This is a genomic window from Lactococcus sp. NH2-7C, from assembly GCF_029953655.1.
Classification (GTDB): domain Bacteria; phylum Bacillota; class Bacilli; order Lactobacillales; family Streptococcaceae; genus Lactococcus; species Lactococcus lactis.
The window spans coordinates 302,424-324,229 of sequence record NZ_CP124538.1 but is presented as its reverse complement, the minus strand read 5'-3'; the positions used below and the strand labels follow the sequence as shown (position 1 = coordinate 324,229).

19 protein-coding genes and 1 pseudogene are annotated in these 21,806 nt (G+C 33.1%); 16 read left to right on the top strand and 4 right to left on the bottom strand.

The features are described 5' to 3' along the window. Positions 1-196: 196 nt before the first annotated feature. The 7 genes from QJV49_RS01495 to QJV49_RS01465 all read left to right on the top strand — a co-directional run bounded on the left by QJV49_RS01495 (position 197) and on the right by QJV49_RS01465 (position 11,679). Positions 197-361, top strand: a complete 165-nt coding sequence (locus tag QJV49_RS01495; RefSeq protein WP_003131055.1) for a hypothetical protein — start codon at positions 197-199, stop codon at positions 359-361. A 193-nt stretch (positions 362-554) separates the two neighbouring features. After that, a complete protein-coding gene (locus tag QJV49_RS01490) occupies positions 555-974 on the top strand; it encodes a Spx/MgsR family RNA polymerase-binding regulatory protein (protein ID WP_225511482.1) in 420 nt (139 codons plus the stop codon). 199 nt (positions 975-1,173) lie between these two features. Then, positions 1,174-2,112 (top strand): 2-dehydropantoate 2-reductase, encoded by a 939-nt coding sequence (locus QJV49_RS01485; protein ID WP_225511481.1) that lies wholly within the window; start codon positions 1,174-1,176, stop codon positions 2,110-2,112. Positions 2,113-2,265: 153 nt separating this feature from the next. Next, positions 2,266-3,438 (top strand): exonuclease SbcCD subunit D, encoded by a 1,173-nt coding sequence (locus QJV49_RS01480; protein WP_225511480.1) that lies wholly within the window; start codon positions 2,266-2,268, stop codon positions 3,436-3,438. A 2-nt stretch (positions 3,439-3,440) separates the two neighbouring features. Further along, positions 3,441-6,581 (top strand): SbcC/MukB-like Walker B domain-containing protein, encoded by a 3,141-nt coding sequence (locus QJV49_RS01475; protein WP_225511479.1) that lies wholly within the window; start codon positions 3,441-3,443, stop codon positions 6,579-6,581. A 130-nt stretch (positions 6,582-6,711) separates the two neighbouring features. Beyond that, positions 6,712-6,939 carry a DUF4176 domain-containing protein gene (locus tag QJV49_RS01470; RefSeq protein WP_225511478.1) on the top strand — a complete coding sequence of 76 codons (228 nt, stop codon included), beginning with the start codon at positions 6,712-6,714 and terminating at the stop codon, positions 6,937-6,939. Between the two features lie 471 nt (positions 6,940-7,410). Beyond that, complete coding sequence (locus tag QJV49_RS01465) at positions 7,411-11,679, top strand: bacterial Ig-like domain-containing protein (protein ID WP_225511477.1); 4,269 nt, start codon at positions 7,411-7,413, stop codon at positions 11,677-11,679. Positions 11,680-11,794: 115 nt separating this feature from the next. Here the strand turns inward: QJV49_RS01465 and QJV49_RS01460 are convergent, their stop codons facing one another. Then, positions 11,795-12,208: a VOC family protein gene (locus QJV49_RS01460; protein WP_225511476.1), complete on the bottom strand. Its 414-nt coding sequence runs from the start codon at positions 12,206-12,208 to the stop codon at positions 11,795-11,797. 271 nt (positions 12,209-12,479) lie between these two features. Between QJV49_RS01460 and QJV49_RS01455 the strand changes: the two genes are divergently transcribed. From QJV49_RS01455 to QJV49_RS01425, 7 genes are all read left to right on the top strand, one after another. Next, a complete protein-coding gene (locus QJV49_RS01455) occupies positions 12,480-13,193 on the top strand; it encodes a metal ABC transporter ATP-binding protein (protein ID WP_225511475.1) in 714 nt (237 codons plus the stop codon). A 7-nt stretch (positions 13,194-13,200) separates the two neighbouring features. Beyond that, entirely contained in the window at positions 13,201-14,055 is an 855-nt protein-coding gene (locus QJV49_RS01450) for a metal ABC transporter permease (RefSeq protein WP_225511474.1), read from the top strand. After that, the gene (locus tag QJV49_RS01445; RefSeq protein ID WP_225511534.1) at positions 14,039-14,980 is read left to right on the top strand and encodes a metal ABC transporter substrate-binding protein; all 942 of its coding nucleotides are present in this window, start codon (positions 14,039-14,041) and stop codon (positions 14,978-14,980) included. Before QJV49_RS01450 ends, QJV49_RS01445 begins: the two co-directional genes overlap by 17 nt. A 169-nt stretch (positions 14,981-15,149) precedes the next feature. Beyond that, positions 15,150-15,731: an aminodeoxychorismate/anthranilate synthase component II gene (locus QJV49_RS01440; protein WP_225511473.1), complete on the top strand. Its 582-nt coding sequence runs from the start codon at positions 15,150-15,152 to the stop codon at positions 15,729-15,731. Positions 15,732-15,735: 4 nt separating this feature from the next. Further along, on the top strand, positions 15,736-17,622 hold the full coding sequence (gene pabB, locus QJV49_RS01435) for an aminodeoxychorismate synthase component I (RefSeq protein ID WP_225511472.1): 1,887 nt from the start codon (positions 15,736-15,738) through the stop codon (positions 17,620-17,622). A 189-nt stretch (positions 17,623-17,811) separates the two neighbouring features. Beyond that, positions 17,812-18,183 (top strand): ArsC/Spx/MgsR family protein, encoded by a 372-nt coding sequence (locus QJV49_RS01430; RefSeq protein ID WP_017864571.1) that lies wholly within the window; start codon positions 17,812-17,814, stop codon positions 18,181-18,183. A gap of 58 nt (positions 18,184-18,241) precedes the next feature. Continuing rightward, positions 18,242-18,547 carry an arsenic metallochaperone ArsD family protein gene (locus QJV49_RS01425; RefSeq protein WP_225511471.1) on the top strand — a complete coding sequence of 102 codons (306 nt, stop codon included), beginning with the start codon at positions 18,242-18,244 and terminating at the stop codon, positions 18,545-18,547. 67 nt (positions 18,548-18,614) lie between these two features. On the opposite strand, the pseudogene QJV49_RS01420 reads toward QJV49_RS01425, so the two are convergent. Beyond that, positions 18,615-19,150 (bottom strand): annotated as a pseudogene (locus QJV49_RS01420) (ClbS/DfsB family four-helix bundle protein). A gap of 203 nt (positions 19,151-19,353) precedes the next feature. On the opposite strand from QJV49_RS01420, the gene QJV49_RS01415 reads away from it, so the two are divergent. Together QJV49_RS01415 and QJV49_RS01410 are read left to right on the top strand one after the other, a co-directional pair. Further along, on the top strand, positions 19,354-19,551 hold the full coding sequence (locus QJV49_RS01415; protein ID WP_225511470.1) for a hypothetical protein: 198 nt from the start codon (positions 19,354-19,356) through the stop codon (positions 19,549-19,551). Positions 19,552-19,648: 97 nt separating this feature from the next. After that, complete coding sequence (locus QJV49_RS01410) at positions 19,649-20,422, top strand: alpha/beta hydrolase (RefSeq protein ID WP_225511469.1); 774 nt, start codon at positions 19,649-19,651, stop codon at positions 20,420-20,422. 40 nt (positions 20,423-20,462) lie between these two features. Here the strand turns inward: QJV49_RS01410 and QJV49_RS01405 are convergent, their stop codons facing one another. Together QJV49_RS01405 and QJV49_RS01400 are read right to left on the bottom strand one after the other, a co-directional pair. Next, positions 20,463-21,284, bottom strand: a complete 822-nt coding sequence (locus QJV49_RS01405) for a LysR family transcriptional regulator (RefSeq protein ID WP_225511468.1) — start codon at positions 21,282-21,284, stop codon at positions 20,463-20,465. A 50-nt stretch (positions 21,285-21,334) separates the two neighbouring features. After that, positions 21,335-21,805, bottom strand: a complete 471-nt coding sequence (locus tag QJV49_RS01400) for a MarR family winged helix-turn-helix transcriptional regulator (RefSeq protein ID WP_017864566.1) — start codon at positions 21,803-21,805, stop codon at positions 21,335-21,337. Position 21,806 lies beyond the last annotated feature (1 nt).

The following is a 21,806-nucleotide window of genomic DNA, read 5'->3' as shown; positions in this document are numbered from 1 at the left end:
TTGACTGGCTTTTTTGTTGTTTAATAGGGTATTCAAATTATCTATATCAAAAAGTAAGCTTTTTTCTTCATAAAATGTTATTTTTTTGGTATAATTACGTTAAGAGAATGAAATGATTCTCTATATCCTTTAGATTTTTTTAAGCTATATAGTAGTTTTAGAGTTGGCCTGTTCGGTTAATCATCTAAGAGCACTAATGGGAGGAAATCAATTGTCTAAAAAAATATCAGTAAAAGTGGTCAAAAATAGTAAACAACAAACAGAGAGAAATACTCTGCTTGCAGACACCTTTGAAAATCGATGGTTCCAAAACGAATGGAAGCATAAATTTAAGACATTAACTTCTGGGGGGAGAAAATAAGTATTAAACAAAAGCCATCATTTGATGGCTTTTATTATTTAATAGGGGTATGCATAAAAACTATAATTAAATAACAAAAAAATTAAATAAAAATAATAATATGTATTGACAAAAAATGAAAGATTTAATATAATATATTTGTAAATTAGAAAAAAATAATAAAAATAATAAAAACAAAAAAGGAAATTATGCCATGATTAAATTATTTTCTTCGACAAACTGTAGCTCAAGTAAAAAAATGAAACAATGGTTAATTACAAATAAATTAGAATTTGAAGAGATAAGTATCTTAGAAAATACTTTGTTAAAAAAAGATATTTTAAGAATACTCTCATTAACAGAAGCTGGAGTAGAGGAAATTATCTCTAAAAGAAGTAGTGCTTACAAAAAACTATCAAAAATCATTGATTTTGATGCGCTGACTCTAAATTCACTCGTAGAGTTGATTGTTCAGAATCAAAAATTACTGCGTCGTCCACTTGTGGTGGATGAACATAGGTTGCAAGTAGGTTATAACGAAGATGATATTCGTAAATTTCTTCCACGAAAAGTTAGGCAGCTTGGTCTGATGGCCGCTATTGAAAATGTTCGAATTTGGGATCAGGCAAAATAAGAATATTTAGTGAAGGTTTGTTGAATTTTCTGAATATCTCTATCTTACATTTTGAAAGTTAATTTTTGATTTTTGACTAATAAAAGGCTACAATTTTAACTATAAATAATTTGTTATCTATAAATTACTATAACTGAACTCGTTTATAAATAGCGAATTCAGTTATTTTATGGAAAAAATATGTAGATTGAGAGAAAAAATGAGAATTACAATTGCTGGTGCAGGAGCGATGGGGAGTCGTTTTGGTTTAATGCTTCATAAAGGTGGCAATGAAGTAACCCTTATAGATGGATGGCCTGAACATGTTAAAGCGATTAAAGAACATGGTTTGCGAGCTAATTATAATGGAGAAGAGCTCACCGCTCATCTATCGGTTGAGTTACAATCTGAGATTTCATCTAAAGAAAAAACAGATTTAATTATTTTGTTTACAAAAGCCATGCAATTAGATAAGATGCTACAAGATATTAAACCATTAATTGACGAGCATACCAAGGTACTTTGCTTACTAAATGGAATTGGCCACGAAGATACTATTGAAAAATATGTTTCGAAAAATAATATCTTTATTGGTAATACTATGTGGACTGCTGGATTAGAAGGTCCAGGTAAAGCTAAATTATTTGGTAATGGTTCGGTCGAGCTGCAAAATCTTATTTCAGGTGAGGAAGAAACGGCTAAAAAGTTAGCAGAAATATTATCAGAATCGGGACTGAATGCTAAATATTCTAACAATATTCATTATTCTATTTATAGAAAAGCTTGTGTTAATGGAACAATGAATGGACTTTGTACTATTTTAGACACTAATATGACCGGATTAGGTGAAACAAAACCAGCGCATGATATGGTTGTTACTATTGTCAATGAATTTGCAGCAGTAGGAAAGTATGAGGATGTAAACCTTGATATTGCTGAAGTAGTTCAGCATGTGGAAACCTGTTTTGACCCAGTCACAATTGGACTACATTACCCTTCTATGTATCAGGATTTGATTAAAAATAATCGATTGACAGAGATTGACTATATTAATGGGGCTGTTTCACGTAAAGGTAAAAAATATAAGGTAGCCACACCTTATTGTGATTTTTTAACACAATTAGTTCACAGCAAAGAAGAGTTATTAAAAGCAAAATAATAAATAATTGAATTCATTGAAATACTAGTGTTAATGCTAGTATTTTTGTTTTATCAAATATTCTATCAACGAATAATATAAAACTATTTGATAATGTTATAATGAAAGGTGAATATTATAAGGATTAAGATTTTTTTTTGGGGGGGGGGAGATATGAAATTTTTACACACATCAGACTGGCATATTGGAAGAACGCTCAATGGTTTTTCTTTATTGGAAGAACAAAAATATGCATTTGAGCAAATTTTATCTTTGGCAAAACAAAATCATGTTGATGGAATTATCATTGCTGGAGATCTTTATGACCGAGCGGTTCCAAGTGCAGAATCGGTCATAACATTCAATCAGATGCTGAGAGAGATGAATATTATAGAAAAGTTTCCTATTTATATGATTGCAGGGAATCATGATGGGGCCAAAAGACTAAGTTATGCTAAGGATTGGTTGGGTTTTAATAATTTACATCTACGAACATCTCTTGAGGAAGCCTTTATTCCAGTGGAAACAAAAGAAACTCAGATTTTTTTGCTTCCTTTTTTTGACCCAATGGATGCAAGAATATATTTTTCAAATCAGGGATTAGATGAAGAGGACACAAAGCAAATTAAGACGATTGATGATGCGATGACATTAGTAATTTCTAAGATGAAAAGTCAGTTCAACAATAAGAAGAATCAGGTTTTAGTCACTCATTTTGCGGTGAGTCCTCATAAAGAAGAAATTGTTTTAACAAGTGAAACCTCATCTAAAGTAGGTGGATTATCGACCTTAAATGTTTCGCAATTTTCAGATTTTGATTATGTTGCGTTAGGTCACATTCATACTAGGTTAGCTTCCCCAAGTGATAAAGTTCAGTATTCGGGAAGTCCGGTAAAATTTAATACCAAAGAAGCGTCAACACAAAAAGGAATCTTTGTTGTTGAAGTTAAAGAAAAAATGCTCAATTCTAACTTTCTTCCGCTACAAGTTAAAACAGATTTAGTAGTTCTTGAAGAAGAATGGGAGCAACTTATAAGCCGTGATTTTTATGAACGGCAACCACTTAATAAAGCTTGGTTTGCGATTACAATTAAGAATTTTGACCGAACAAAACTCGTGGGACAAAATTTACGTGCCCAACTCCAAAAAATTTATGGAACAATTATAGAACTTGACTATCAAGTTGAAAAAAGACAATTAACAAGAAGTAGGGGTCAAGATATTGAAACTTTAAACAATGTGGAAATTCTTTCTAGTTTTTATAAATTTACTACAGGAGATACACTAGATGATATACAGACAGCGATCATCGAAAGTACATTTAATGAATTAGAGGGAGAAAAATAAAAATGAAACCTATATATTTGGAAATGAATTATTTTGGCCCCCATGAGAGTTCTGTCGTAGATTTTAGACTGCTAGATGAATCTCCTATATTTTTAATTAGTGGGGACACAGGTGCGGGAAAATCCACGATATTTGACGCGATGACATATGCTTTGTTTGGGACAACAACGGGTGATAGAGATGCCAAAGAAATGAGAAGTCAGTTTGCTACAGCTGATGACAGAACGAGTGTGACTTTTTATTTTGAACAAGGAAATCTTTTGTATAGAATTGAAAGAAGCCCTGAACAAAAACTCTCGAAGAAACGAGGTAGTGGATCGACTCTTCAAAAATCAACAGCGAAATTAGCTATTGTAGATAGAGTAAAAGGAATTGAGAAAAATAATATTGCAATAAATCCTAAAAACGTTGGAGAAGAAATCAATCGTCTTTTACATCTGAATGCTGAACAATTTAAAAAAATAATTCTTCTACCACAAAATGACTTTTCGAGATTTTTAAAGTCTTCTACTCCAGATAAAGAAGCAATATTAAAAAGAATATTTGGCACCTATATTTTTACATCTTTTAGTAATGAGATAAAGGCAAAAAATTCAGAGATGAACGCGGTTTATTTAGAACATGATCGAAAACAACGAAATTTATATGAGTCATCAATTTGGAATCCTTTTGAGTTAAAAGAATTAGAAGATGCAGCTGAACAAGAAAAACTGGACCTGGTCACATCTCTGTGGGAGAATCGTGTTGCGAGAAAAAATGAGATAGAAGGTCAAACTGTTGAACAAGAAGAAAAAGTGACTTCGCTGGAAATAGCTTATAAATCCGCGTTGGAATTAGAAAATCAGTTTAAAAATCTAAATAACTTAGAAAATGATTACCAACAGAATATTATTGAAAAGTCAGCTATTTTTGAACAAAAATACGAATATCTAAAAAAATTGAAATGGGCATCTCCCTTAAAAGAGAGTATTCATGAACTAGAACAAGATATAAAACAGTTAAAAAGCTTGAAAAGTAATATTGCTGGGGTAATTTCTGAAAAAGCAAAAGATGAAATTCTTTTGAAAAAATTAACAAACGAAAAAGAGGAATTAAATAAACAGCAAGAAAATATTAATGAGAATAAAAAAGCAGCAGAAAAAATATTTGTCCAGATTCAGCTATCACTTCAGGTAGAAAAAAAGCAATCAAAGGTAGAGGAATTAAAGTTAGAGCAAGCTGATAATCTCACGCTACTGGACAGTTTTAAAGCTAACCTGGAACAAGTAGCAGAAAAGTTTTCAACTCTTCAAGATGATGTTATTTCTGATGATTACTTTATTAGTAAAAGAGAGGAGAGAAATCAATTAGAATTAACATTTCGAGGAAAATTAATTCCTGCCTTTCAGAAAGTGAAACATTCAAAAGCTGATATTGCTGAGTTAGAATTAAAATTAAAAGAAAACACAATAGCGCTCTCTGAAAATGAGGACAATCTAGAAAAGGCCAAATTTGTTTATAATGAAAAATTAAAAGGTAGAAGGCGCTTGATGATTGCACAGTTGCAATCTGAGCTGCAAGAAGGTGAAGCATGTCCTGTGTGTGGTGCATTAGAGCATCCGTTTACAGAAACTATTGTAGAAAGCTCTTATAAAGAACTTGGAAATTTATTGAAAGAGATTGATGAATCACAAAAGAAACAAACAGTCCTTCTGGAAAAAAATAAACAGCTACAACAATTAGAGGCTGAACTTAAAAGTAGTCTCGATTTGAAAAAAATAGAGTCAGATAATTTTGATAAAGAACTTTCAATTCTTTATAGCGAATTTATTGCCGATTATTCACAAATATTTCCCAATTCTTTTGATGAAGCATCTATTGAGGAAAGCCTTTTAAATTTAACGAAATCATTAGAGCTAGAAGAAGTAAAAAATGATGAAACAAAAGTAAAGCTTGCTGATTTGGAGTCAAAAAAACTTGAATTACAGGAAAAAGTGAAAGATTTTGAATATAGTAATCAAGAGTTTAATAGACAGATAGAAAATTTAATCGCCGAAATAACGGAGACAGGGATTGTTGAGACAAGTTATAATTTGATGAGGAAGCGAGATAAGCTAATAGAAGAAGCTGATTTATTTGAAAGGCATCTGTCAGAACTAATGGTACAATTTTCGGATATTAAAATAAAAATTTCTTCAAAAACGGCCAGCTTAAATTCATTGGAAAGTCAAGAAGCGACATTGCTTGAAAGGATAAGCGCCAATAAAGAAAAAATAAAAGAAAAATTTTCTGAGCAAGAGGCATTCACGACAGAGTTTCAAGTATTAAAAGAGTGGGCTTATGATGATGATTTAATCCAGATTTCCCAAGAAGTCGAACAATATAAAGCAGATAAAGCAAGATTAAAAGTCGAAATTAAAAATATTCAGCAAATAATTCAAAATAAAAAGCGACCAAATCTTGCATTGATTGAAGAGCAAAAGAAACAGGCAAGCGAAAACTATGTATTTTTGCAAAAAAAACTGGTATCTGCAGAAAATGAAGTAGAGCAAGCGAAGTTGATTCTCGATGAATTAAAAAGAGTCATAAAAGAACAAAATAAGGATGCTAGTAAAAAAGTTGCAATTACTAAGCTTTATAATGCAATTTCAGGTAGAGCTTCTGAGGATAAACTAAGGCTTGAAACATATGTGGTCCAAAATTATTTAGAGAAAATTCTTGGTTATGCTAACCTTCATTTTATTAATCAGTTGTCAAATAATAGATATCGATTTGAACTTGCTAGCGAGGGAAATAATCGGCGAATGGATCATGGTTTAGATATTAATATTTATGATAATGAAACAGGGGCGGCTCGTTCAGCCGATACCTTATCAGGTGGAGAGACGTTTATAGCCGCATTGTCAATTGCTTTGGCTTTAAGTGAAGTTGTTCAAAATACAGCTAATGGTGTCCAAATAGAAGCGCTGTTTATTGATGAAGGATTTGGTTCTCTTGACCAAGAAACATTACAAAAAGCAATGCAAGCTCTTGAGCAAATTGGTGAAAATAGATTAGTTGGAGTAATTAGCCACGTAGAGGAAATGAAGGCAACTATTGGACAACAAATTATCATAAATAAAATGGGGGATGGTAGAAGTAATATTAAAGCTATCATTAAATAATTTTTTATTTTGCATTAACTAAAAATGATGTAATCTTTCTATTTCAATTGTAGCTTTATGTTCAAGTAAATGTTATAATTGCTCTAACGTATTAGAGTTTAGGAAGAAACAATAAGGGAAAGCGTAAATTATGAGGGAGTTAAAGGAATTTCTGCCACTTGGGAGTGTAGTTCTACTTGCGGGGGGGAACGAAAAATTGATGATCATTGGATATAAGCAAGCAGGATTAGAGTCGAATAGTGAGCTGGACTATTCAGCAATAGTAATTCCAGAAGGATATCAAAATCTCAAATCAATTCGTTATTTTAATCAAGAAGAAGTTGTTTATATTTTTCAAATGGGTTTTTTAGATAATTAATTGAAAAGGTTACGTGGTTAAACATATAAAAAGGCAGGGGGGGTTATATCTTTTGCTTTTTTATTGTCTACAATTACTGTTGATAGCAAAAAAATAAGATTTTTTGTACGTCGAAATCTTTTTATTTCGCTTTTTAAAAAATACAATAAGGGTTATTGGGTTCTTAATGGAAGAAAATAATTTGATTATATCTACTTTTAGCTAATGGTGTGGTTTGCTTGATTTTTAATAAATGTGTATAATTATACACCGCTGAAAAGAAGGATATTTGATAAATAAAAACTAATTTTTATGATGTAATCTATATAAAACTACCTATTGTAAAGGTTTTGTGTCTTAAAAAAATACCAAATAGTAAACTATTAATAAAAATAAATTATGAATAATGCTTCTGAAAGATTGAATTATTATTAATTTAAATGTATTATGTTATTGTGAAACAATTTTATTAAAAACGAAAAGGAATAAACTATGGAGAAACTTAAGAAAGAAAATCTCAAAAAAGTAAACACTCAATTTCGTACTTGGAAATCTGGTAAAACTTGGCTTTATAGTTCTGCAGTTATTGCATTTGTATTAGTAGGTGCTTTAGGAACTGAACTAGATGTACATGCAGATGGACAGGTTTTAAGTTCAGCGGGTGCTACTGGGACGGAAAATACGGCAACCGGAGGTTTAGGATCCAATGCCACCGCAGGCGCTGATAATGCCTCATATGCTAATTCACTACAAATTTCAATTGCTTCTTCTAATATGGCGGTTGCAAGTAGTGTAGCAGCTACCTCAAGTGTGGCTAGTTCTACAACAGTTACGAGTACGAGTAATGTTGTTTTAAGACAAGATGGAACTACAATAATTTCAAATTCTTTGGGGTCTACTGCAGCTCCAACAGGCCTTCCAGAAACTAAAAATACAACTAATACTGACGGAACTTATAGTGTTAATAGTTCTGTTAATAGAGTTGATTCCTCAGCCTCACCGGCTTTAGGAGTTACAAACAGTACAGCATTGAATAATAATGGAGCAATACAAGCTGGTAGTAGTGCAAACTCTTCAACGTCATTTGATATTAAGCAAACTCAAATAGTACCATCAGGGGAACCAGCTAATGATATCCTGTCCGGGGGAAATTATTCTTGGACAGTTGAAGCACCATCTGATTTAGTGGAGGCTGGTCTTTCAGTAGCAGATACCAAAGTAATTTATGTGGCAAATCAGGAGTCGACGGCTAATTTACAAGGGACTACAACAACTATCGCTGTAAAAAATAATGCAACCGCACAAACAATTGGTGGTTCTTATCAAATAATAAATGAAGGAGCTCAAAGTTACTATCCGAACGATGTGGTGGGAGGTGAAGAATTTGTTCTATCAACTTCTACAACTGCAAAAAATTCTGCTATTGCATCCTCGATTGCTGATTTGTCAAAAGCTACTAGTTCTATGGCGATTGATTATGCTTCAATGTCTGCCGCAGAATCACAAGCCATTGCAGCGGGAGGGTTTAATGCAAGTGCGGCATCTCTACTTACCCAGATGACGAATCTATTGACTAGTATTACTGCAAACAGTACAGCCATTGCTTCAATGCAAAATACGATGAGCGCAAAAGAAGCTGGCTATATTGTCACGTCAGCAGCCAGTACTGCAATGGTTAGCATTCAATATACTGCTGACTCAAGTACGACAGAAGCTTTAGCTAATACTCTTGGAGGTGCAGTAGGAAGTGTGGCTTCCCTTGTGAATAATATAGCTGCAGGTGCAGGTTCTGCCTGGATTTCAACTACAGATACAATCAATCAAATTTTGAATGGTAACTTAGCTTCATCTCTTGCAACATATTTTACTGGTGCTTTAGAGACTGTTATTGATCCAGCTGTAAGTGTGCCAGACAACGTCCTTAAGTATGTTGGACTCTCAGCAACAGATTATGTGAATGGAATTATTTCAAGTTCAGTAAATACCATTCTTTCGCCTTTTAACCAGTTGTCGTTTAATTCTATTTTAAATGGTGGTCAACAACAACTTAATAATTTAATTACTACAGTTTTGGGTACTGCAATATCTATTCCAAATCCACTTACTGGAGGAGCGCTTTTTTCTGGTCCTACTATTGGTGAACTTTTAAAAATTAATCCTACTAGTTTTGAACAAGGAATTTATAATGTTGCCACTCAGATTCAGTCTATAACCACAGTTGCAGCTACAGCTTTACAACAGTATGGTAATAATGTTCAGTTTGCAATAAATTCTATTAATGAATCTGGAAAGGTATTGGCAAATGCTAGTTCCCCAACGAGCGGAATATTTACTGAAAATTATCTTGCTCCGGTTGTTGATAATGGTGATGGTACCTTTACCGTTCAAGGGAGTGGTCATGGATTTATCACTGCTGTAGCTAACTGGGCAACGAATCTTGTGACAAATTATACCCAATCAGTAGGTAATGAACTGGGAACGATTGTTACTCTACCAAGTTCGATTACAAATCTATTTGATGATTACTCAAGTAATACTTCGTTTACAGGGTTTGCTATTGTAGATAACTTTTTGAATGGTCTACTTAATACAGCCACGGCAGCTTATAGTGACACCTTAAAAGGATATAATTCTATTGTTCAAGGTTTACAAGCAGATATAACAAATAGTTTAACAAGCGGAACTAATAGCATAGGGTATTCTTTAGGTCAAACTCTAGCAGGAATAGGCAATATTGCCAATTTATCAAATTCTGCTATTGCTGGTTCAATACAAGGAAATTTAAGCAGCCCTCTTGATGCTGTCCAGTTTGGTATTGGTGTGATTGATGGTGTTCTCAGCCTTGGTGGGAATATTGGTGCAAATGGTACAGGAACAGCTGCTATTCCTACAATAACAGCATCTGCAACTATGACTGTCGGGTTTACAGCACAAGACCCAGGTAGTCAGATTAGTCAAAACCTTGCATACGAAAACTATTATTATCAAGGTCAAAAAGCTGTTACAGGATCAGATCAGGATGGTATGTTCGTTCCCGAAACTTTTGTTGTTAAACCAACTTTAAATGGAGCAACTACAACAATGGGGACTGCTGCAGCATCTACGCAAGGAGGGACTACTGCGGGAGTAAGTTTAAACAGCTCTCCTACACAGGCTGGTTATACAACAATTGTCTATCAAATGAACAACGAAAATATTAACCCTGTAATTCCTCCGACTAGTGCCGTTACGATTACGACCCAGCCTCAAACAGTGTTTGTTGGAGATCAATATTCTCCGGATGCTGGCTTCGTTTCTGCAATTATCACTGGAGGTAAGAGTTTGTCATTGGATGAACTCACTGTATCTGGATATGTTAATACAAATTCAGTTGGAACTTATACAGTAGATTATAGTTATATTGATCCTCTAACTGGTAAAATTTATAAATCATCTGCACCAGTTTATGTTGCTTCTGGTAATCACCAACTTGCGGGAGCTTATTTACAGGGGCAAATTTATGCGGATGGAAACCAATTAGCTTATGATTTTGTTCAGGTTGAAAATGATATGATGGACGCAAATACTTCTCAACCTACAGAAGGGACCCTTTATGACATTCATACAGGTAAAATTATTGCTACCGCCCATGGAAATATGGTAGTTGATAATATCGGGGCTGGACATGTTGTTTTGACTTATAGCTTTGATGCTTCAAGTATTCCTGTGGGAGACATATTGACAAGCACAGTGACTTTTGCCGATCCAATTACTCTACCTGGATCGGGAAGCTTAACTGTTGTTGCACCAAACAATTCAAATAGTTCTAGCTCAACAAGTAATAGCAGTAATGTTGCATCTAGTTCTAATAACAGTGCCGAAAGTTCTAGCTCAACTAATAATTCAAGTATGGCAAGTAGTTCCTCAAGTTCTATAAGTAGCTCAGCAGCAACAGGGGGAGTAACACTTCCTGGTGAAGGATCACTCACGGTTGTCCCTCCTACCGGAATAACAGATCCCGGAGTAACTGGGCCGACGGGTCCAACATGTCCTGAGGGTAAAGAGCCAGATATTAGCATTGGAGAAAATGGTGATTGGTATATTGATGGAAAAGATACGGGAGTTTCAGCGCAAGGACCAGCAGGTGTAGCGGGTAAAGATGGTGCCGATGGTCAAAATGGTACAAATGGTAAAGACGGAGAAAGTCCAACACTTACAATTGGAAGTAATGGAGATATCTTTATCAATGGAAAAGATACGGGAGTTTCAGCACAAGGACCAGCAGGTGTAGCAGGTAAAGATGGTGCCAATGGTCAAAATGGTACAAATGGTAAAGACGGAGAAAGTCCAACACTTACAATTGGAAGTAATGGAGATATCTTTATCAATGGAAAAGATACGGGAGTTTCAGCACAAGGACCAGCAGGTGTAGCGGGTAAAGATGGTGCCAATGGTCAAAATGGAAAAGATGGTAAAGATGGAGTGAATACATATGGCACTCTTGGAAAGAATATGGGAGTAAAAGTAATAGAAAGTGTGCCATCTTCAAAAGTTGGTAACACTGCACTCTCTGTTCCTACAATATCCACTGGTAATAATTCAGCTCCTCGTAGCAAGGTGAATGTTCTTAGCACGCCTATAGTATCGGAGTCGTTAGGGGCCTCACTTCCTACTACAGGCTCAGATGAATTAATGAGTTCAGAGTTGATGGCACTTGGCTTAGGTTTGCTTTCAGTATTGACAATTGGAGGAATTGCATGGAGAAAAAAGGAACATAGTTGAAAGATAATTAAATAGTTTCTTTTTAAGATAAAATATAAAATTTCTATTTTTATAATAAAAAAGGTTCCCATAAATAGGGAGCCTTTTTACTTACTAGAAAAATTTATTCATGAAATCAATTTTTTTCCATCTCAGGATTCATCCAAACAGGCTCTAAACAGTTGCCATCCAGGTCTTGAACTTCAAGACCATACATCACTTCTTCAGGAATACCGTTATCTAAATAGAGACTTTTTCCGCCGTTTTCATCTGCCAATTTACCAAAGTCCATCACGCTCTGCGCACTTGAAAAAGTAAATGAAATTAATGCAGCACTTGATGATTTTGTATCTGCTATTTCTTTATCACCAATGAATGATTTATAACGAGCATGTGATAGTAGCATGATAAAAAAATTTTCATCCCAAACCATACAACTAACCAATTCATCTGAGAAATTAGGATTCTTTTTAAAACCAATTTTTTCATAAAAAGTAGTTGATGCTTCAATATCAGATACTGGAAAATTTACAAAAACCATAGTTGTCATATTATTTGCCTCCTTTTGTAAATGAATTCGTTCTTAGTGTGTTCTTACTTGAAGTATAACAAATAATAATGCAGGAATCCAAACTTATGACTTAAACTTTTCGAGAACGAAATCTGGAATTTAGTATGAAAAGAAAACTAGTGAGTTTTCTAATATATTAATATTAAAAAAATAAATAGCTTGTACAAAATATATTGATTTAATATTTAGCTTGTGCTATAATCGTAAAAAAGATTTATAAGTTTTGATTTACTAGCATAAGGAGAAAGCAATGATAAATACTAAGCATTTAGATGTATTCTATAATGAAAATAAAGTACTGAAGGATATTCAACTTGAAGTTAAACCTGGGAAAATCACTGGTATTATCGGACCAAATGGTGCAGGAAAATCTACTTTAATCAAGGCAATTCTCAATATTGTTCCACGTTCTGGAGAAATACTAATAGATGGTAAGGTAAGTAAAAAGGAACTAAAAAATATAGCTTATGTAGAGCAAAAAAGTGATATTGATCATACTTTTCCAATTAAGGTAAAGGAGTGCGTATCTCTTGGTACTTACACGGGATTAAAGTTGTTTCAAAAACTCGGAAATAAAGAATGGGCAAGGGTTTCTAACGCTTTACAAAAAGTTAACTTATTAGAATATGAAAATAGGCAGATAGGTGAACTGTCGGGAGGTCAATTTCAAAGGGTTTTGTTGGCAAGGTGTTTAGTCCAAGAAGCAGACTATATCTTTTTAGATGAACCATTTGTAGGGATAGACTCAATAAGCGAAAAGATTATTATGAATATTCTTCAAGATTTAAAAAGTCATGGGAAAACCATTTTAATAGTACATCATGATCTAAGCAAAGTAAGAGAGTATTTTGACGACATCATTATTTTAAATAGAGAAATAATTTCTTATGGTCCAGTAAAAGATAGTTTTAATCAAAAATATTTAAAAGCAGCATATGGAGATAATATATTTATAGGAGATTAGGAATTAAATGATACAGAATTTTATAAATGGTTTATATGAATTTCATTTTTTACAAAACGCCTTAGTTACAGCAGTTGTGATAGGCATAGTTTCAGGAGCAGTTGGTTGTTTCATCATTTTGAGAGGAATGTCCTTGATGGGTGATGCTATTTCTCATGCAGTACTTCCTGGAGTTGCTATTTCCTATATTTTAGGAATAAATTTCTTTGTAGGGGCAATTATTTTTGGATTATTGTCGTCAATAATTATTACTTTCATAAAAAATAATAGTATTATCAAAGGAGATACTGCAATTGGAATTACATTTAGTTCGTTTCTGGCCTTAGGTGTTATATTAATCGGAGTTGCCAATAGTTCAACAGATTTGTTCCATATCCTTTTTGGGAATATTTTAGCAGTGCAAGACATTGATAAATGGTTGACAATAGGTGTTTCAATAGTTGTCTTACTCATCATCGTTCTATTTTTCAAGGAGCTTTTAATTACATCATTTGATCCATTGATGGCTAAAGCAATTGGAATGAGAGTTAATTTTTATCACTATCTTTTGATGGTTCTATTGACGCTAGTATCCGTAACTGCGATGCAAAGCGTCGGAACTATTTTAATTGTCGCCATGTTAATTACGCCAGCGGCAACAGCATATTTATATACTAATAGCTTGAGGAAAATGATAATTCTCTCCTCTACAATAGGGGCAGTTTCTTCCGTTTTAGGTTTATTTATTGGTTATAGCTTTAATATTGCTGTTGGTTCAAGCATTGTGATTACTTCAGCTATCATTTTTGCAATTAGTTTTTTAGTTTCACCAAAACAAAATTTTATAAAAAAGAAGGTTAAAATTGATGATCAAAAAATATAAAAATATATTGATAACTTTTATAACAATGGTTGCTATCATTTTTCTAGTAGGTTGTTCAAGTAAAAAAACAGGCCAAGTAACAGATAAAAAAATAAATGTGGTTGTGACTAACTCTATTTTGGCAGATATCACAAAAAATATTGCTGGGGATAAAATTAATTTGCATAGTATAGTTCCGGTTGGCAAAGACCCGCATGAATATGAACCGTTGCCTGTAGATGTTCAAAAAACTTCTAGAGCAGATTTAATCTTTTACAATGGTTTAAACTTGGAGACAGGTGGAAATGCATGGTTTACAAAACTAGTGAATAATGCAAATAAAAAAGAAAATATTGATTATTTTCCTGTAAGCACTGGAGTTGAGGTCATTTATCTTGAAGGAAAGAATACTGAGGGGAAAGAAGATCCACATGCTTGGCTTAATTTAGAGAATGGGATTATTTATGCAAAAAATATTGAACAACAATTATCTAAAAAAGATCCAGCTAATAAGGATTTTTATAAAATTAATTTAGAGAAGTATGTTAAAAAATTATCTGATCTTGATCAGCAAGCAAAATCTAAATTTTCTTTAATACCTGAAAATGAAAAAATGATTGTAACGAGCGAAGGATGTTTTAAATATTTTTCCAAGGCTTACAATATTCCCTCTGCTTATATTTGGGAGATAAATACAGAAGAAGAAGGTACACCAGACCAAATAAAAAATCTAGTTAGAAAGTTAAGAGCTACTGAACTCAAATCGCTTTTTGTAGAAAGTAGTGTTGATAGTCGACCAATGAAAACAGTCTCTAAGGATACAGGAATTCCAATTTATTCAACAATATTTACAGATTCAGTGGCAAAAAAAGGAGAAAATGGGGATAGCTACTATAGTATGATGAAATGGAATTTAGATCAAATTTATAAAGGTCTTACTAAATAGTCTTTAAAAATTCAAAAACTGTCAAAAAAAAGAACTTATTTTAAGTTCTTTTTTGCAATATGTAAATTAATTAATTTATGAGGCAATATACGCTTTATAGTTTTGAATTATGTTGATTAAAATACTTAACTTAATAAATATTTTAGTATAATTAAAGAAGGAGGATGAAATGAAATTGCTTTTAATTGATAATTATGATTCATTTACTTATCTGCTGGTACAGTATTTCGAGGAATTAAATTGTAATGTAACGGTGATTACTGACAAAGAAAAATTGAGTCAAAAAATTAGAACTTCTTCTGATTTTGTCAGTAAAACTTATGATGCAATTGTCATTTCTCCTGGCCCCAAAACACCCAAAGAAGCAGTATTTAGTCGGGAAGTTGTTAATCTTTATGCGGGAAAACTTCCTATTTTAGGAATTTGCTTGGGACAACAAGTCATTGCTGAGTGTTTTGGAGGAACTGTTGTTCTTGGTGAAAAGCCAATGCATGGTAAAATTTCTAAAATTAATCATAATGGTCAAGGAATTTTTGAAGGGCTGCCTCAAGATATAAAAATTGCACGTTATCATTCATTAATTGTCAGTCATTTACCTGATGATTTTGTAATTGATGCCTTGAGTGAGGACGGGGTTATTCAGGCAGTTCATCAGCAAAATTTGAAATTGTGGGCTTTACAATTTCATCCTGAAAGTTTGGTGACAGAATATGGTCATGAAATGTTAAATAATTTTTTGAAACAGGTGTAGTTTTTTGAGAGAATTTATAAAAGAAAATGTGGATATTTGGAAAATTTTTTTAAAATATTATCGTCCAAATGAAGAAATCGTTTTTTTACATACGAGTCAAGTGACTAAAAATGAGCATTACAGTATTGTAGCTCATAAACCTTATAAAAAGGTTTCAAAATATAAGGGTCAAGTTTCTTTTAATGGTGAAAAAAAGAAGTTCAATTTTTTAGATGGGGTAGATTTGCTCAAAGACGACTTAGTTGAACGACCTAAAAATTGGCCATTTTATCCAGAATTATTGGGTTTTGTAAGTTATGAGCAAGATCCGGCTTGTTTTGCAGCTTATGATGAAGTTTTACTTTTTGATCATGAAACCAAACTGTTACGGGTCGTGCAATTTGAGCAAACTGATGGTGACTATTGGCTGACTGAATCGGAAGAAATTGAAGTGGATTCAGAGATTGAGTTCGATGTTCAGAAAAGTGTAGCGGCTGTTTTTATTGACCAAACGAGACAAGAATATGTGGCTTCAATTAAGAAATTACAAGATTATATGAAGGCTGGCGATATTTATGTTGCCAATTTGACGCAACAATTTGAAATTTGGTCCGATCAAAAACCTATTGATGTTTTTAAGAAAACAAGGAAACAAATTCCTGCTCCTTTCTCATCATTTTTACAATATCCTGAATGGAAAATAACGCAAATATCAAGTTCTGTGGAACGCTTTGTTTCTATTCATGATGGAGCATTAATTTCAAAACCAATTAAAGGAACAATTGCCAGAGGAGAAGATGTTGTAGCTGATAGATTACAAAAGAAAATACTTTCCGCCAGTAGTAAAGAACGGTCTGAGTTACTGATGGTGACGGATTTATTGCGTAATGATATTGCCCGAATTAGTCAACCTTTTTCTTTGTCAGTACCAAAATTTGCAGAAATTGAAACTTTTTCTCATGTTCATCAACTGGTGACTTCAATAAAAAGTAGAATTAAAGAAGATTTAACTTTTTCAGAATTTTTGACGGCTTTATTCCCGGGAGGTTCAATCACAGGTACACCTAAGAAGCGGGCAGTGGAGATTATTAAGGAAGTTGAAAAACAACCTAGAGGAATTTATACAGGGATGCAGGGTTGGTTAAGTCGAGAAATGGATTTGGATATGAACATCGTGATTCGGACATTAGTTCATGATGGTGAGCATTATCAGCTCGGTGTAGGCGGTGGAATTACGTTTGAGAGTGAAGCAGAAGCAGAGTTTTCAGAGATTTTACTAAAAGCAAAACCCTTTTTAGATATTTTAGGTGTGAAAGATGTTCCAAGTATTTTATTTACGACAGGTCTTGTCAAAAATGGAGAATTGTTGAATCTAGAGGGTCATGTCAATCGCTTGAAAAAGCAATACCATCATCCAGATTTCGAAGAAAAATTGAGAAAATTTGCTCAAAATATTACTGACGGGGTTTTACGTGTCAGTACTGACGGAGATTCTTTGACTACTGAGATGCGTCAGCTGACGCATTCAAATGAGGTATACCGAGTTAAATTGTCGTCAATTAATGACAAGCCTAGTCTTTTGTCTAACTTTAAACTTTCAGGTCCAGATTTTCAAAAGGTCTTTCGTCAGGAAGTCTTAGAAGCGAAAAAAGAAGGATTTGAAGATATTCTATTTCATACAGATGGTTTGGTCAGTGAATTATCAATCGGAAATTTTGTGGCAAAAAAGGGTAATCAGTACGAAACACCAGCCAAATATGCTCTAAAAGGAACTTTTTTAGACTTATTTTCAAAAAATCATACTTTAGTTTATAAAGATATTGCGCTTTCTGATTTGAAAACATATGATCGTTTTTACATGACAAATGCTGTCAGAGGATTAGTTGAAATTAAAATTGACGGAATTTCCTAATATAAGTCCTTGGTTTTACTGACCAAGGATTTTTTTATGGACAGAAGTTACTGACAGAATCTGTCAGTAAAAATATTCTAAAAATTTACTGACAAAAAATAAATTAAAATTAAGAAATACATCTCAAGTCTGAATTTTTAATCGTAAAAATGAGTTACAATAGATTTTATAAAGGAGAGGAGCGTGAAGATGATTAAAATCTACCAAAAATCAAGTTCAAACCAGTCAGCTGAGCGCGTTACCAGTTGGTTTAAAAAGCGAAATATTCCTTATGTTGTCATTTCCAAAACTTCATTATGTAAAGAAGATATTGTCAGAGTTTTAGAGCTTTCAAATAAAGGTTTTGAGGAAATTATTGTTTCGGAATCAAAAGCACCCAAACTTTATTCGGAACTAAGAAGTTCTTGTGATATGGACCAAATTTCGACGGAGCAAATGATTCAATTTATTTTGAAAAATCAGCAATTATTGCGTTCACCAATTACTTTTGATGACCGCCGTTTACTTATAGGTTATAATAACGAAGATATTCGGACCTTTATTCCTTGGCGTCTCCGTTAGTGAATTTGACCTGGTCTTTTGATATAATAATTTTAATGACAAAAGACAGGACATTAAGATGAAAATTGAACTTTTTGAGGCGGATATTCCCGAATTTAGTAATGAAATGATGACATTAACCCAAGTTTTTGCTGCTTTTAAATGTGGTGAAGAATTGCAAATGGCACGTTATAATTTAAAGAATCAGTCAGAAATTTTTCAAAACTATCCTCAAGTGACACAAATGTTGGGAAAAAAGGATGTCTTACCTCTGACCCTTGTAGATGGCGAAATAACATTGATTGGTGACTATCCAACGGTGGAAGATTTGACAGAAATCACTGGTTTAAGTTTTCAAAATCTCGGATGTGAAGAAGACTGTTAGGACTGTTCTTGTCAGTAAAATTTACTGACAGAAATGATTAAACTCAAGAAACTAAAAATAAAAAACCTCATAGTTCTGAGGTTTTTTTGTGTAATTTAATTTTTTTATAAGCCCACTCGTAATGCGATGACATGGAAGACTGAAAATATTGAGCCAGACTAGTTGAACCTGTCCAATCAAAATATTTTTTGGTGAACAGTTCTTTGTTTGAAAAATTTTCAATGAGGACGATTAGCTCCATATGGCTTTCAGAAAGTTGTTGTGTTATCTCAGATAATGAGTTTTTTTGCCCATTTATTTGAAAATTGTCATTCATTTCACCATAATTTTTCCAATTATAAGGAGAGGGCAGAAAGGGTGTTTTGTCTCCTCTTTTATTTTTTTCGACAAAGTTGATTAATAACTGATGCCACTCATAGAGATGAACCATGACGTCTCTTAGATTTTTATCTCTTGCCCAATGTTTTTCTTTTTTATCTTCAATATCAAAAATAAAATTGGCATTTTTTGTTTCTTCGCTTAATGAATTGATTAGGAACATAATTTCTGCCAACTTTCTTCAGAAATAGTAATTAATTCCTCTTTGGATTGAGCTCTTGCCATTATAATCCCTCCTTGAATATATTAAGTATATTTTATCATTTTTGAATACCTTTTCAAAACGACATCCAAAATTAAGATTTTCACAAGAACTTATAGATAATGGTATCTTAGATCAAGTTTGATGTTCTCTCTAAACTAGGCATTCGTAATTATTTGACTCCATCATTTTTTAGGACTATAATCAATTAGAAAGAGGTAATAAAATGAAAATTACATTTAAAACTTTGGATGGTCGCACATTGAACAAAGAATTTATTGATGCCAACGATTTTGTTCGTCAACAAAACCTTGAAATCCCAGCAATTGATGATTCTGCAAAAGTAGTTGAAGTTCTTATCGATGAAAAACCTTATGATTTTACAGGTAATATTGCTGATTTATACTTCAAATTAAGTAAATAATTTTATTCATAAAATGGCAGACCTTCTCACAATAATTTGGGAAGGTCTTCTGATAGTTAATCTAAAACTTATATATTAATGAAGGGGAGGAAATAAGATGAAAACTTTTAATTATGGTAAAGATGAATTACAAGCGCTTGACCTCTATCAGCCAAAAGAATGGAACGGAAAAACTTTAGTATTGATTCATGGCGGTGGTTGGTGGCAAGGAGACAAAGGCAAAGAAAAAGAAGTTGCTACAGGATTAGCTGCCGAAGGTTATCAGGTTGCAGCTCTGAATTATCGTTTGGCCACACAAGCTAAAAATCTTTTTCCAACCCAAGATGAGGACGTTGAAGCTGCCTACACTTGGCTTCTTAAAAATGTCCCAGATTTCAAGGCTGATAATATCGCCTTTATTGGTGGCTCAACAGGTGGACATTTAGCTGCTTATTTGGGACTGACAAAAGGTCGCCCCTTTGTCAGTCTGTCAGGACTTTTAGATTTAAAGGGATTTTATGAAAATCATAAGGAAACGATTCCTAAACAATTAATCATTGCCCCAGACTTACCCAGTAAGAAGATTGACCAAGCGGGAGCCAATGATTCTTACTATAAGTGGATTATCGAAAACTTACTGGCGTCAATAAATGACGATAGTTTAGAAAAGGCCTCTATTTTTTCTAAAGTAACTAAAAAGAGTGGACCGGGCTTGCTTTGCAACTCAATCAATGAGCTTGTTCCTGCATATGAACATCAAAAATTAGCAGAACTATTGCGACAAGAGCAAATTCCCGTAGAAACTTGCCTACTTAGCGGTTCACGACATGGGGAGGCTTATATTGATGACATTTGGCCTAATCTTTTAAACTTTTTGAAACGTTATATCTAATAATAAAAACAATCAACTCAGTAGTTGATTGTTTTTTAATTTATTTAGTAGAAGACTTTATCATTTCGATAAGCTTTAAAATCTCATCAGTATGAAAATTGTTTGATTTATAGAGAGCATAAAAACCATTTTTAACTCCAGTATAGTGGTAGTTATAATCTTTTTCAAAATATTTTAGAAAACGAGCAGAAATGAAAGTTGCACTATTTTTATTAATATTAATATTTGAGAGGGCATCTTGAGTCGACTCAACTGCAGTATAAGGTAAGTGTGAAAATAATGGATTATTTTTTTCAAATATTTTGTAAACATCAATTTTACTTTTACTGACAATAAGGGAAGTAACTTTGCTTTCTAATGGATTTTTACTGACAGAAATAATTTCGTCATCAAAGATTTTTTTGACCGAAATATCTGCTGACAGAACGGGCTGACTAGAAGCACTAATCAATGCCAAATCACAGTAACCATTTTTCAATTCTGTCAGAGCATTAAAAGAAGAAGTACTTTTGATAATTATGTTAGCCTGATTATTTTCTTGCTCGAAAATTTGAGGAATCACAAAATTTGTCATTAAAAAATTTCCTGAAATCCGGAGAACAGCAGAATTTTTTAAGAGTGATTCTGCGGAAACAATGGCATTTTCAAAAAAGGGGCGAATAATTTCATAAAGTTGAATTCCAAGAGCTGTCAGCTGAATTCCCTGACCATTTTTCTCGATTAGGTGAACTCCGTAAGCAGACTCAAGTTTTTTAATTTGGCTACTGACAGCTGGCTGACTGATATAAAGTGCCTCAGCTGCCTTTGATATTGACTGAAATTTTGCGACATGATAAAAAATTTCAAGCTGATGTGTATTCATTGATGTCTATTTAACTTTCACTTGTAATTGATAGAAGTCTGATTAAGACCTTATAAACGATTGACATATTTTTCACCAATTTCATTGGCATATAATTCCATGACCTTAGTCCAAAAACTTCCCTCTTTATCGCCAGATTCACTAAAATATTGCTTCATTTTATTGATTTGATTTTCATTCATACGTTCATCTAACATGTTTCCTTGTTCGGTCAGATAAAGCTGTTTGATTCTTTTGTCATTTTCATTTGGCTTGAAATAAACCAACTCTTTTTCTTTCAAATCATTCATAGGACCGTTCAAAGCTTGTTTAGAAATATCAAGCACTTCAAGTAATTCATTAACAGTTAAGCCAGGAAGTCTTCCGATGAAAAATATAATTCGTCGATGTACTTGACGAATTCCGTAAGAAAGTACTAGGTCGTCCTCTTGTTTAATAAATGCACGGTATCCGAAGTAAAATAAAGCCAAATCTCTAGTAAAATTTAAGTTATCGTCTATTCCTGAGTTTTCTTTAGTCATA

Coding starts and splice junctions, on each gene's coding strand:
- QJV49_RS01445 (WP_225511534.1), top strand. CDS start 14,039: ATGATCAAAAAATATAAAAATATATTGATAACTTTTATAACAATGGTT.
- QJV49_RS01440 (WP_225511473.1), top strand. CDS start 15,150: ATGAAATTGCTTTTAATTGATAATTATGATTCATTTACTTATCTGCTG.
- QJV49_RS01400 (WP_017864566.1), bottom strand. CDS start 21,805: ATGACTAAAGAAAACTCAGGAATAGACGATAACTTAAATTTTACTAGA.
- QJV49_RS01410 (WP_225511469.1), top strand. CDS start 19,649: ATGAAAACTTTTAATTATGGTAAAGATGAATTACAAGCGCTTGACCTC.
- QJV49_RS01415 (WP_225511470.1), top strand. CDS start 19,354: ATGAAAATTACATTTAAAACTTTGGATGGTCGCACATTGAACAAAGAA.
- QJV49_RS01470 (WP_225511478.1), top strand. CDS start 6,712: ATGAGGGAGTTAAAGGAATTTCTGCCACTTGGGAGTGTAGTTCTACTT.
- QJV49_RS01475 (WP_225511479.1), top strand. CDS start 3,441: ATGAAACCTATATATTTGGAAATGAATTATTTTGGCCCCCATGAGAGT.
- QJV49_RS01485 (WP_225511481.1), top strand. CDS start 1,174: ATGAGAATTACAATTGCTGGTGCAGGAGCGATGGGGAGTCGTTTTGGT.
- QJV49_RS01405 (WP_225511468.1), bottom strand. CDS start 21,284: ATGAATACACATCAGCTTGAAATTTTTTATCATGTCGCAAAATTTCAG.
- QJV49_RS01425 (WP_225511471.1), top strand. CDS start 18,242: ATGAAAATTGAACTTTTTGAGGCGGATATTCCCGAATTTAGTAATGAA.
- QJV49_RS01430 (WP_017864571.1), top strand. CDS start 17,812: ATGATTAAAATCTACCAAAAATCAAGTTCAAACCAGTCAGCTGAGCGC.
- QJV49_RS01480 (WP_225511480.1), top strand. CDS start 2,266: ATGAAATTTTTACACACATCAGACTGGCATATTGGAAGAACGCTCAAT.
- QJV49_RS01460 (WP_225511476.1), bottom strand. CDS start 12,208: ATGACAACTATGGTTTTTGTAAATTTTCCAGTATCTGATATTGAAGCA.
- QJV49_RS01455 (WP_225511475.1), top strand. CDS start 12,480: ATGATAAATACTAAGCATTTAGATGTATTCTATAATGAAAATAAAGTA.
- QJV49_RS01495 (WP_003131055.1), top strand. CDS start 197: ATGGGAGGAAATCAATTGTCTAAAAAAATATCAGTAAAAGTGGTCAAA.
- QJV49_RS01465 (WP_225511477.1), top strand. CDS start 7,411: ATGGAGAAACTTAAGAAAGAAAATCTCAAAAAAGTAAACACTCAATTT.
- QJV49_RS01450 (WP_225511474.1), top strand. CDS start 13,201: ATGATACAGAATTTTATAAATGGTTTATATGAATTTCATTTTTTACAA.
- QJV49_RS01490 (WP_225511482.1), top strand. CDS start 555: ATGATTAAATTATTTTCTTCGACAAACTGTAGCTCAAGTAAAAAAATG.